This is a genomic window from uncultured Subdoligranulum sp., assembly GCF_937890665.1.
On record NZ_CALADU010000119.1, the window covers coordinates 1 to 11538 of the forward strand.

Annotated in this window: 10 protein-coding genes and 1 pseudogene; 5 read left to right on the forward strand and 6 right to left on the reverse strand. The window is 59.5% G+C overall.

The genetic code is table 11. The features are described 5' to 3' along the window. Together Q0526_RS07245 and Q0526_RS07250 are read left to right on the forward strand one after the other, a co-directional pair. Nucleotides 1-193 (forward strand): annotated as a pseudogene (locus Q0526_RS07245) (amino acid ABC transporter permease); the annotation flags it as partial. Continuing rightward, nucleotides 180-896, forward strand: a complete 717-nt coding sequence (locus tag Q0526_RS07250; protein ID WP_298732063.1) for an amino acid ABC transporter ATP-binding protein — start codon at nucleotides 180-182, stop codon at nucleotides 894-896. The pseudogene Q0526_RS07245 and the gene Q0526_RS07250, both read left to right, overlap by 14 nt. A gap of 45 nt (nucleotides 897-941) precedes the next feature. Here Q0526_RS07250 and Q0526_RS07255 read toward each other — a convergent pair whose 3' ends face one another. Beyond that, nucleotides 942-1454 carry a gamma carbonic anhydrase family protein gene (locus Q0526_RS07255; protein ID WP_298732065.1) on the reverse strand — a complete coding sequence of 171 codons (513 nt, stop codon included), beginning with the start codon at nucleotides 1452-1454 and terminating at the stop codon, nucleotides 942-944. A gap of 131 nt (nucleotides 1455-1585) precedes the next feature. Between Q0526_RS07255 and Q0526_RS07260 the strand changes: the two genes are divergently transcribed. The 3 genes from Q0526_RS07260 (at nucleotide 1586) to ptsP (ending at nucleotide 4623) form a co-directional block, all read left to right on the forward strand. Continuing rightward, nucleotides 1586-2371, forward strand: a complete 786-nt coding sequence (locus Q0526_RS07260; RefSeq protein WP_298732067.1) for an HAD family hydrolase — start codon at nucleotides 1586-1588, stop codon at nucleotides 2369-2371. A gap of 230 nt (nucleotides 2372-2601) precedes the next feature. Next, nucleotides 2602-2859: an HPr family phosphocarrier protein gene (locus tag Q0526_RS07265; protein WP_298732069.1), complete on the forward strand. Its 258-nt coding sequence runs from the start codon at nucleotides 2602-2604 to the stop codon at nucleotides 2857-2859. An 84-nt stretch (nucleotides 2860-2943) separates the two neighbouring features. Then, nucleotides 2944-4623, forward strand: a complete 1680-nt coding sequence (gene ptsP, locus Q0526_RS07270) for a phosphoenolpyruvate--protein phosphotransferase (RefSeq protein ID WP_298732072.1) — start codon at nucleotides 2944-2946, stop codon at nucleotides 4621-4623. Between the two features lie 117 nt (nucleotides 4624-4740). Here ptsP and Q0526_RS07275 read toward each other — a convergent pair whose 3' ends face one another. From Q0526_RS07275 to Q0526_RS07295, 5 genes are all read right to left on the reverse strand, one after another. Next, nucleotides 4741-6798: an AAA family ATPase gene (locus Q0526_RS07275; protein ID WP_298732074.1), complete on the reverse strand. Its 2058-nt coding sequence runs from the start codon at nucleotides 6796-6798 to the stop codon at nucleotides 4741-4743. After that, nucleotides 6788-7945, reverse strand: a complete 1158-nt coding sequence (locus Q0526_RS07280; protein WP_298732076.1) for a hypothetical protein — start codon at nucleotides 7943-7945, stop codon at nucleotides 6788-6790. The genes Q0526_RS07275 and Q0526_RS07280 overlap by 11 nt, the downstream gene beginning before the upstream one ends. Beyond that, on the reverse strand, nucleotides 7945-9330 hold the full coding sequence (locus Q0526_RS07285; protein WP_298732078.1) for a radical SAM protein: 1386 nt from the start codon (nucleotides 9328-9330) through the stop codon (nucleotides 7945-7947). The genes Q0526_RS07280 and Q0526_RS07285 overlap by 1 nt, the downstream gene beginning before the upstream one ends. 157 nt (nucleotides 9331-9487) lie before the next feature. Continuing rightward, nucleotides 9488-10372: a YitT family protein gene (locus Q0526_RS07290; RefSeq protein WP_298732080.1), complete on the reverse strand. Its 885-nt coding sequence runs from the start codon at nucleotides 10370-10372 to the stop codon at nucleotides 9488-9490. A 39-nt stretch (nucleotides 10373-10411) separates the two neighbouring features. Next, a partial coding sequence (locus Q0526_RS07295) for a peptide chain release factor 3 (RefSeq protein ID WP_298732082.1) occupies nucleotides 10412-11538 on the reverse strand: 1127 nt, incomplete at its 5' end.

An 11538-nucleotide genomic window follows, 5' to 3' on the forward strand; every position in this document is an offset into this window, starting at 1 on the left:
CAAGGATACCTCGCTGATCACCGTCATCGGCGGCAAGGAGCTGCTGTATGCGGCGCAGGGCGTCATGAACCGTACCTACGAAGCCATGTTCCCGCTGTTGGGCGTGGCGGCCATCTATCTGGTGTTGGTGTTGCTCTTCAGCACCTTGCTGGGAAAACTGGAAAGGAGAATGGCGCAAAGTGATCGACGTTAAAAATCTGCAAAAGAATTTTGGCGGTCTGCAGGTGCTGCGTGGGGTCAATTTGACCATCCACAAAGGGGACTGCGTGGTGCTGGTCGGACCGTCCGGCTGCGGCAAATCTACCTTCCTGCGTTGTCTCAACCGTCTGGAGGAACCGGACGGCGGGCAGGTCATCTTCAACGGCACCGAGGTCAACGACAAAGACATTGACCGGGTGCGGCAGAAAATGGGCATGGTATTCCAACACTTTAACCTGTTTCCCCACCTGACGGTGAAGCGCAACATTACACTGGCTCCCGTGCGTTTGGGCTTGATGAAGCAGGACGAGGCGGACGCCAAGGCTATGGAACTGTTGCAGCGCATCGGTCTGACCGACAAAGCCGACACCTATCCCAACATGCTGTCCGGCGGGCAGAAGCAGCGGATCGCCATTGTGCGGGCGCTGGCCATGAACCCGGACGTGCTGCTCTTCGACGAACCCACCTCCGCCCTTGACCCTGAGATGGTAGGCGAAGTGCTGGAACTGATGAAGGAGTTGGCCCGGGGCGGCATGACGATGATCTGCGTCACCCACGAGATGGGCTTTGCCCGGGAGGTGGCCAACCGCATTATCTTTATCGATGAGGGCGTCGTCAAGGTCGACAAACCGCCCAAAGAATTTTTTGATAACCCGGAGAACGAGCGTCTTAAGGCGTTTCTGTCCAAAGTTCTGTAAACAAAAAAGCGGCCCCGCCAAGGCGGGACCGCTTTTTTGTATCTGTTACCGGGCGGCGGCATGCTGCCGCGCCAGTTCCCGGTATTCCGCTTCGTTGGCGGCAATGGCGGCTTTCTGTTCCTCGCTCACCGGCCGCACCACCTTGCCGGGCACCCCCATTACCAGGCTGCCTGCGGGGATCTGAGCCCGTTCCGGCACCAAAGCGCCGGCGGCGATCAGGCATCCGGGGCCGATGACGGCGCCGTTGAGCACCGTGGCATGCATACCGATCATGCACCCGTCCCCGATCATACAGCCATGGAGCACGGCGCTGTGTCCCACGGACACCCCGCGCCCCAACACAATGTCCAGCTCGGGGCCGGTGTGCAGCACGGCGTTGTCCTGCACATTGCTGCCCGCGCCCACCACAATACGCCCGGTGTCGGCCCGCAGTACCGCGCCGTACCAGACGCTGGCGCCCTCCTCCAACCGCACCGACCCGGCCAGAGTGGCATTCTCCGCCACAAAGGCTGCGCCGTGGTCGGCGGGGGATTTTCCGCCGACGGTAATCCATGACATACGCATCACCTCTTGCGTCTATCATACCGCAAACGGGTACAAATTGCAAAAGACTGTGGGGATATGCTACAATATAACCGCCGCATTTATTTGGAAGGTGCGGCGTAAATCCATACAGGCAGGGGAACCCTATGAATATTAAAATGATCTGCAGCGATCTGGACGGTACGCTGGTGCCGTATGGCCGCAAAGGCCCCACAGCGGAAGCCTATTCGCTGATCGAGGCGTTGGCCGAGCAAGGCATTTTGTTCTGCCCGGCGTCCGGCCGGCAGTACACCAGTCTGCGCACCTTGTTTGCACCGGTGGCCCAGTACTGTGCGTTTCTGTGCGAAAACGGCGGTGTACTCTATAAGGAAGAACAATGTATTGGCAAGACGACCATGCCCCGGGCATTGGCCGAGGAAATCGCCCATGATCTGTGGGAACGCAGCGACGGGCAGGGGGAGGTCATGCTCTCCGGCCAGAACTGCGCCTATCTGATGGAGCGGGGACTGGGCATGCTGGACCGGGTTCGGTTTATCGGCAACCGGTATCAGATCATCCATGACCCGTCGGAGATCCCGGAGGAGATCGTCAAGGTCTCGGTCTATCTGCACGAAGGGGTGGAGGCCTATGTGGACCGTTTTGTGCCCCGCTGGCAGCAGGCCAACTGCGCGGTAGCCGGTCCCTACTGGATCGACACCACAATGGCCAACAAAGGCACCGGTGTACAGACGCTGTGCAGCGTGTTGGGCATTGACCCCAGCGAAGTGATGGCCTTTGGGGATAATTATAACGATACCGCGATGCTGGATCTGGTGGGGACACCCTACATTATGGACAACGCTGCCGCACCGCTGCGGCAGCGGTATGCCCACCATACAGCCAGACCCGAAGATGTGATGCAGGCGTTGCTGGCGGGGGCGCCGCTGCCCTAAGGACAGCGCGGGGTTGGTAGGCAAAAAGGGCACAAATGTACAAAAAACAACCCGGAATATGGACGGACGATGCCTTTCTACGAAACAAAATTGACCGAAATATACAAAAAACCTGTATATTTTTGGCCTATTTTCCGTTGACGATGCCCGCAGAGTATGTTATCATAATAACGACTAAATATTATGTCTCGTGCGGTGGAATGCTGTGCGACTTATGGGAGGAAAAAACAATGAAAGAGTTCACCTATACGATCAAGGAGCCTGTTGGCATCCATGCTCGTCCGGCCGGCTTGCTGGTCAAAGAGGTCAAGGGCTACCAGAGCACCGTCACCATCATCAAGGGCGACAAGTCTGTGAATGCCGTCAAGCTGATGGCGCTGATGGGCATGGGCATCAAGTGCGGCGACACCGTCACCGTTCAGGTGGAAGGCGCCGACGAGGAGGCCGCCGCTCCTGCGCTGGAGAAGTTCTTCAACGAGCATCTGTAATTTTTGCAAACGCAAGGGCCGCGGTCGCTGTATTGATATAGCGGACGCGGCTTTTCCCATTAAGGAATAAGGGAGGTTCCCCATATGATCACCATTCAGGGCAAAGGTGTTTCGGCCGGTGTCGGCATTGGGCCGTTATATTTTTACCGCCGCGCTACCGCTGAGATCAAACGGTATACGGTAGAGGATACGGATGCCGAGTGGCATCGTTTTAAGGGCGCCCAGACCGGCGCCATCGAGCAGTTGGGCAAGCTGGCCGAACAGGCCCGGGAAGAGGCCGGCGACGAGGCCGCCATGCTGTTTGAAACCCACCAGATGATGGCCGAAGATCTGGACTATGAGGAAGCCATCGAGAATCTGATCCAGAACGAGAAGCTCAACGCCGAGGCGGCGGTTTCCGATGTGGCGGAGCAGTTTGCCGAGATGTTTGCCGCCATGGACGACGCCTACATGCAGGCTCGTGCTGCCGACGTGAAGGACGTGAGCCAGCGCATTTTGGGCATTCTGTGCGGCGTGGTGCAGGGCGGTATTGCCTCGGAGGTGCCGGTGCTGCTGGCTGCCGACGATTTGGCCCCGTCCGAGACCATCCAGTTGGACAAGTCCAAGATCTTGGGCTTTGTGACGGCGGGCGGTTCCGGTTCCAGCCACACGGCCATTCTGGCCCGCACCATGGGCATCCCCGCCATCGTAGGTTTGGGCGACGCCCTTAAGCCGGAGTACGAGGGCCGTCAGGCCATTGCCGACGGCAGCACCGGTGCGCTGGTCATCGACCCCGATGACGATACCCGTGACCGCCTGATGAAGAAGCGGGAAGAGCAACTGCGTCTGCAGCGCCTGTTGGAGACCCTGAAAGGGCAGGCCAACGTGACCAAGGACGGCAAGACGATCCGCATCTACTGTAACATCGGTTCGCCCGAGGATGTCCACGCCGTGCAGGTCAACGACGGCGGCGGCATTGGTCTGTTCCGCAGTGAGTTCCTCTACCTGAACAGCAAGGACTATCCCACCGAGGACGAGCAGTTTGAAGCCTATAAGACCGTTCTGTCCGATATGGATGGCAAAGAGGTCATTATCCGCACGCTGGACATCGGTGCGGACAAGCAGATCGACTACTTCAATCTGCCCAAGGAAGATAACCCCGCCATGGGCATGCGTGCACTGCGCATCTGCCTGACCCGGCCGGAGATCTTCCGCACCCAGCTTCGTGCCCTCTTCCGTGCCTCTGCCTTCGGCAAACTGGGCATCATGTTCCCCATGGTCACCAGCGTTTGGGAAGTGCGGGAAGCCAAGCGTATGTGCGAGGAAGTAAAGCGCGACCTGAAGAAGGAAGGCATCCCCTACGGGGAGGACGTCCAGATCGGTATCATGATCGAGACGCCGGCCGCCGCGGTTTGCAGCGACCGTCTGGCCAAGGAAGTGGACTTCTTCAGCATCGGCACCAACGACCTGACCCAGTACACGCTGGCCTGCGACCGTCAGAACAATGATCTGGGCCGCTTCTACGACCCCCATCACCTGTCTGTGCTGCGTCTGATCCAGATGGTCACCGAGAATGCCCACAAGAATGGCATCTGGGTAGGCATCTGCGGCGAGTTGGGCGCAGATCTGACCCTGACCGAGACCTTCCTTGCCATTGGCGTGGATGAACTCTCTGTCACGCCTCGTTCGGTATTGCCGCTGCGCAACGCGGTCCGCATGACCGATACGCGGGAAACGGCCCCCCGGATTCTGGCCGACCTGGCCGAGGATTACACGGCCCGGTAATCTCTGTTACAAAGACTAAGGCGGCGAACCCTACGGTTCGCCGCCTTTTTGTTATCTTGTTAGAGAAAAAGCGCAGAACTTATGGGAATAGGTTCTGCGCTTTGGTGTTTTATGCCGTTAGTCCAGTTCAAAATCGCCGGGCAGCAACAGTGCAAGATCGGCTTCCGGGTCGGCGATCAACCGTTTGGATTGGTTCAAAATCGCCTTTTCCAGCGCGTTGCGGGCCATACGGCCATTGCCGTTGGTGGCGGCATCCTCCGCCTGCTTGCGGCTGTACCAGTCGGTCAGCGGTGTTTGGCAATCCTCCGCCAGCACATAGCCTTTGCCCTGAGCCAGCGAAAGGGTGATGCGGTAAAGTTCTTCGCCGGTGTAATCGGGGAATTCGATCTGGTTGGGGAAGCGGCTGGCCAACCCGGAGTTGGCCCCGAGGAACTGCTGCATCTCATGGGTGTAACCCGCCAAAATGACCACTAGCTCGTCCCGGTGATCCTCGATGCCCTTCACCAGCGTATCGATGGCCTCCAGACCAAAGCTGTCCTCGTTGCCGCGGTAGAGGCTGTATGCCTCGTCGATAAAGAGCACACCGCCCAAGGCACTTTGGATCACGCTGTTGGTCAGCGGCGCTGTGTGGCCGACATAACGCCCTACCAGATCGGCCCGGGTGACTTCCACCAGTTGGCCGCCCCGCAAAGCGCCGATGGCTTTCAGGTATTTGGCCAAAATTCGGGCAATGGTGGTCTTGCCGGTGCCGGGGTTGCCGGTAAAGATCATGTGCATGTTCACATCGGCCACCGGCAGTCCCTGCGCTTTGCGGCGCTGCTGGGCCTGCACATTCTGGGCGACGTCCCGCACATAATTCTTGACTTCTTCCAAGCCCACGATTTTGGAAAGCTCGGCCTCCACGGCATCCACGTCGCCGCGGTATTGCTGGGGCAGCAGGGCCAGCAGATCCAGCGGCGTACCGCCGTTCACCGCCATATACAGGCGGTTCCCCTGCGCGGTCAGCAGGGCAGGGGTGTTGTCGGCAGGCAGAACGTCGGCGTCCAACACATATTCGGCAATGGCGCGGTAGACGGTGTCACAGTAATCTCGCATGGCCTGCATGCCGCTGGTCTTGCCATATTGGGAAGCCAGCAGATCCCGCACATCGCCGCCCATCGTCAGGGTCAGCCCGCACTGTTTGCGCACCCGCTGGGCCAGTTCGTTCAGCTCCCGGGCAGCCACCGCGGACAGGGTCTCGGGGGCAAAGGGTTCGGTACGGCAGATGTCCCCGGCAATGGCATCCACAAACCGGGCGCCGAAGGTCTCGGCCAAGGCGTCCTCCCCCTTGCGGGAGAAAAAGACGAAGTACTTGCCGCCCGCCTGCAATTCCCCGATGGCGCCGGGGGCCAAGGCGGTGCCCACATCCACAAGGATGCCCCGCTGCAGCACATACCGGCTGGACAGTGCCAGCGTTCCGTCGATGGACAAGGTGGCCAGCATGTTCAGATAGGTGGGGGCACAGCCCTCGTAGTGGTCAAAAGCCAATACCTCGGCGTCAGATTGCAGCGCCGCGTACAAGTCCTGCAAAAACAGTTTTTCCTGTGCCGGACCGGGGTAGAGGGAAAGATCTAACGTTTCCACCGCCGCGCTGCGCAGAATGCCCCGGGCCGCCAGCTCCTCCACCACGCAGGTCAGGGCATAGTGGCGGCCGGTACCTTCCGGCCCGCAAAGCAGCATCAGGTTTTTGGCCCGGTCGGTCTGCTTCGCGGTACCCAGCACAAAGGGGCGGCGAAAGGCCTTGACCACGGCTGTCACAAAGGCATCCTGTCCCAGCACCTCGGTTTTGACCTTGTCGGCCACGCCGGAAAAGTCCGGGCGTCCGGAAGCGGCTGCCGGACGGGGCGTGGGGGCAGCTACCGTGCCGCCCAGCAAACCATCCTGTTTCAGGGAACGGGTCAGTTCACTGCTCATCTGGCGTACATGCTCCGCCGTGGCGCTGCCTGCCTTGTGCAGGGCATCCACCGCTGCGGTAGCCTGTTTCTGCCGTTTTTGGGCGGCGTTCAGCGCTTCTAACTGGGCCTGCATCTGCTGCACGGCGTCGCTGGCCTGCGCAGCCTCGTTAGGGGTGGCAGCGTACTTTCCGCCGCCCATCAGGCCGCGAACCCAAGCATCGTATTGCTCTTCAAGACTCATGATGGTCCTCGCTTTCCGTCCGGGGCAGTTTGACGGTATAAAAATCCTTTACGCTGCATCCTGCACGGCCACCGCCGGCACAGGCGCAGGCACAAGCGCAACTGGACGCACAGGCACAAGCGCAGGTAAAGTGATGGTCGTTGCCGCCGCTATCCCGACGGCCTACGCCGCCGCCCCGGCTGGTGCCGCCGCCCGGACGGAAATTCTTGGGCGGGTCGGTGCGGTGATACCCCGGCGGGGGCGGTGCAGTCCGGGCACGCCTGATGGTGTGGATACCGTTGGTGTACCAGAACCAATCCATCGGGTCGATGCCGCCGCCAAAGCCGCCGCCCCAGTAGGGGGGACGGTAGGCAACCAAGAAGATGCACACCCCGAAAAAGACCACGAAGAGCAGGATATAGCCTACCTCGGTGAAATCATCGTCGCTGGACTGCTGTACGCCGCTGTAATCTTCGGCGGTCATGGCGTCCTCCGGGGCATAGACCGCCGAGTAGGTGACCGGCACCGTCACATGGACTTTGGCTGCCTGCCCGTGGGTCAGCGGACCGAAATCCCACACCAGATAGTCGCCGTCCACCCCGGTGTTATCGGCTACAAAGCCTTCGCTGTTGCGCCAGCGGATCTGCATATTGCCCACGCTCAGGTCATCAAACCAGCCGGGGGTAAAGGTGAAATTGGCGGTGCCGTCGTCGTTCAGGGTGAACAGATGGCTTTGGTGGACCGAGAAGGCGAACTGTACTTCGCTTTCCCCGCCGTTGGCGGCGGCGATGGCGGGCGCATAATAGCGCCGGGCAAAGACCACCTTGGCGTAACTGCCCCCGTCGTCGGAGTACTGTAAATCGGAAATGGTATCGGTCAGGGGGGTCAATTCGTCCACATGGCTGTTGGCCAAGCCAATCTTGACCCAGCTCAGGTAGTCGGTCTTTTCCCCGCCGATCACCTGCCAGTCAATATCGTAGGTGATGTCTGCCGACCCATCTTCCCGCAGGTCTACGGTAACGACATAGTTGCGGATATAGTCCAGATCCCCTTCCTCGGCATAGGGGGCGTCAGCAGTTTCGGCTGCGGCAGGCAGCACGGTCAACAGACAGCAGAGCAGCACCGTCAGCACGCAGGCCAGACGGCGCAAAGGATGAAAATGTGTCATCAGCAGCCCTCCTGCAAAGGCGTTGCGCCCAGTTGGCAGCGCCGCTCCATGGCGGCGCTGGTATTGCGGATGGTGCAGCAGGCCGTGCTGCGCCAGATGTGGTGCCACGGGGTGCGCAGCAGATTGCCCAGACCCGGGCCGGACAGCCAGCTTTGGCAGGGCAAAACCGTACCGTCGGGGGCTACCGCCATGTTGGAAAGGCAGGCACCGCAGCTGGGGATCTGGGTAAAGCCCAGTTCCCGCAGCGTTTCCTCGGGCAGCCAGCCGGGGCTGGTAAAGTTGATCTCCATTTCATTTTCCGCGGCGTAGGCCATGGCGGGACGCAGTACTTCCACCAGTTCCTCCGGCGTCAGCCGTTCGGCACGGCTGGCTTCGGTGGTGGCTTTGCCGGCGGGGATCAGCCCGCTGCAGGTCAGGTACCGGATGCCCAGCTCTTTCGCCAACTGCACCGTGGCCAGATAATCTCGGTTCAGGCTGCACAGCGGCGTGTTCAGGCTGACATTCAACCCGGCAGCCAGTGCGTTTTTAATGCCGCCTAGTGTGTCGGTGTAGCCGTCCACCCCCACCAGTTCATTGTGAATGGCAGGGTCAGCGGCATAAAAAGTGATCTGTACCGCGTCCAGACTGGCGTTTTTCAAGTCTTTGCACATGGCGCTGGTCAGCATACGGCCATTGGTGTTCAGCCGGGTGACAAACCACTGGGCTGCCTGTACCAACTTGATCAGGTCGTTGCGCAGGGTGGGTTCTCCGCCGGTAAAGGTCAACTGAGGAATACCCGCACTGCGGCACTTTTCAATCACCGCCAGCCATTGGTCGGTGTCCAGCTCCGGTACAGCACCCAGCGGCTGGTCGGCAGCGTAGCAGTGTTGGCATTTCTGGTTGCAGTGCCAAGCCCCGTCCTTGACCATCGAACTGATCATCAGATCCATACGGTGGGGGGCGTTCATCCGGGGGGCATAGTCCCCCAGATGCAGCGGCTGGACATGAAGCGGCGGGGTTTGGCCCCGGGCCACGGCACACAGACAATCCAACAAGAGCTGCAGGTCGGATTCAATCTGCAGGGGCGGGGTGCGGCGGTAGACTTTGTGGGTCATAGCCACTGCCTGTGCGGTGACGGCAGACCATTCGGCGGGGGTCAGTTCCTTGCCGCTGTGGGGATGAAGTGCCTCGATCAAGCTGGTCAGCAGAATGGCCCAACTGACGTTGAGAGGCAGAATATCCTGCCCGTTCAGGATCGCTACAAAAGGGGTTTCCCGATCAGGATGACGGCAGGGGATCAGGTGGATGCGCACCACACCGGGCCCGTCAGGATCCAAGGTGACGTGCCGCACACGGGAAAGATGCCCGTGCAGGAAGGCATGTTCCGCATAGGTCAGATATTTCATCGGGGATGATTCCTCCGCTTAGTACAGAATAAAAAGTTTGTAAGAAAGTATACCATATATAACGCATAAATACAACTGCGGCACAACCGGTACACGGGGGGAGAAAAACACAAAAAAGCGCCCGCTGGATTCCCGGCGGGCGCTGTACTGGAATTTTTTAGATGGAACGGAATCCTTTGCCCACGATCTCGCTGCTGTTGACGATGGTGATGAAGGCATGAGGATCGTTGCGGCGTACAAAACGGCGCAGATGCTGGGCCTGTGCCCGGGTGAGCACCGTCATCAGCACCCATTTTTCCTCGTGGGAATAGGCGCCTTCGGCTCGTTCCTCGGTGGCGGAACGATTGAGCTCTTTCACGATAAAGTCCCGTACCGGGCCGGGGTTGGTGGTCACCACCGTGCAGACCTTGCGCAGGTTGATGCTTTCGATGGCGCCGTCCACCACGGTGGTCTTAAGGACCATACCCAAAATGCAGTACAATCCGGTGGCCGGACCGTACAGATAGGCGCCCACCAGCACAATGGCCAGATCGCTGACCAATAGAGCACGGCCGATCTCCAAGCTGGTGTATTTGTGCAGGATCATCGCCACGATGTCGGTACCGCCGGTGGAGGCGCCGATGTTGAAAACGATGGCGCTGCCCACTGCGGGCAGAATAACGGCGTAGCATAGTTCCAAAAAGACATCGTGGGTCAACGGGGCGGTCAGGGGCCAGATCTCCTCACACAGGCTGACATAAAAAGACAGCGCAAAGGAAGAGTAGATGGTCCAGCCCATGGACCGTACCCCCAGAAAAGCGAAGCCCAGCAAAACCAGCGCGGCGTTGACGATCCACATAAAGAAGCCCACATTCCATTTGGGAAATAGGGTGGACAGAATGATGGACAGACCGGAGGTGCCGCCGAAGGCAAAGTGGTTGGGCGTCTTGAAGAGGGCGATGCCCAACGCGGTGGCGATCAGCCCTGCGTTGAGCAGGCCGAAAAATTTGGCGTCCTCCACCAAGGTCTGCTTGGTGGGACGCTGCCGCAAAAGATTCAGCATAGATGATTTCTTCTTCCTCACAAAACGGGCCGCAGACTGTTAAAAGGTCAGGTTGCCGAACTCGGACAGCCGCAAAGATTCGTTATGCTGTTCGGCCCAGTTGATGCTCCAGGAGCTGCCGAAGAGCAGCAGATGATTGCCCTTCAGGTCCTCGATGGGACGGGTATCGCTGGTCAGATCCAGATGCTTGGGATCCAGCTCGTCGGGATCGTTGAGGATCCAGCGCAGATACTCATAGGGGAGCTGCTGCATGCGGATGTCCACATTGTATTCGTTTTTCAGGCGGTACTCCAGCACTTCCAACTGCAGAACGCCTACCACGCCCACAATGACTTCCTCCATGCCGGAACCCAAATCCCGGAAAATCTGGATGGCGCCTTCCTGAGCGATCTGTTCCATGCCTTTGACGAACTGTTTGCGCTTCATGGTGTCCACCTGTGTTACCCGGGCAAAGTGCTCGGGGGCAAAGGTGGGGATACCCGCAAACTGGACATGGGGCTTGCCGGTGCAGAGCGTATCGCCGATGGAGAAGATGCCCGGATCAAACAGGCCGATGATGTCGCCGGCGTAGGCTTCGCTGACAATGGCACGGTCATCGGCCATCAGGCTGGTACCGGTGGCCAGTTTGATGTTTTTGCCCTCCTGCACATGGAAGGCTTCCATACCGCGCTCGAATTTGCCCGAGCAGATACGCAGGAAAGCGATGCGGTCCCGGTGGTTTTTGTTCATGTTGGCCTGAATCTTGAAGATGAAGCCGGAGAAATTCTCGCTGCAGGGATCTACCACCTCGCCGGACTCGGCGTCCTTGCGGGGCAGCGGGGTGGGGGTCAGCCGCAAAAATTCTTTCAGGAAGGGTTCTACGCCGAAGTTGGTCAGCGCCGAGCCGAAGAACACAGGGGACAGCGTACCGTTGTGCACAGCTTCCAGATCAAATTCTTCCGCCGCGCCGTCCAGCAGCTCGATGTCGTCGGCCAGTTTCTGGTGGTTTTCGGCGCCGATGAGCTCGTCCAGTTTGGCGTCGCCCAGTTCGGCTTCGATCTCGTCCACCATCTTGACGCCGTTGGCACGGCCATCGCTCTCAAAGGCCAGTACCCGGCGGGCATTCCGGTCGAACACGCCCTTGAAGCCCTTGCCGCAGCCGATGGGCCAGTTCATGGGGTAGGTCT

What these genes read in the sequence shown, in the direction of transcription:
- Q0526_RS07285 (WP_298732078.1), bottom strand. Translation starts at nt 9,330, where the DNA reads ATGAAATATCTGACCTATGCGGAACATGCCTTCCTGCACGGGCATCTT.
- Q0526_RS07265 (WP_298732069.1), top strand. Translation starts at nt 2,602, where the DNA reads ATGAAAGAGTTCACCTATACGATCAAGGAGCCTGTTGGCATCCATGCT.
- ptsP (WP_298732072.1), top strand. Translation starts at nt 2,944, where the DNA reads ATGATCACCATTCAGGGCAAAGGTGTTTCGGCCGGTGTCGGCATTGGG.
- Q0526_RS07275 (WP_298732074.1), bottom strand. Translation starts at nt 6,798, where the DNA reads ATGAGTCTTGAAGAGCAATACGATGCTTGGGTTCGCGGCCTGATGGGC.
- Q0526_RS07255 (WP_298732065.1), bottom strand. Translation starts at nt 1,454, where the DNA reads ATGTCATGGATTACCGTCGGCGGAAAATCCCCCGCCGACCACGGCGCA.
- Q0526_RS07290 (WP_298732080.1), bottom strand. Translation starts at nt 10,372, where the DNA reads ATGCTGAATCTTTTGCGGCAGCGTCCCACCAAGCAGACCTTGGTGGAG.
- Q0526_RS07260 (WP_298732067.1), top strand. Translation starts at nt 1,586, where the DNA reads ATGAATATTAAAATGATCTGCAGCGATCTGGACGGTACGCTGGTGCCG.
- Q0526_RS07280 (WP_298732076.1), bottom strand. Translation starts at nt 7,945, where the DNA reads ATGACACATTTTCATCCTTTGCGCCGTCTGGCCTGCGTGCTGACGGTG.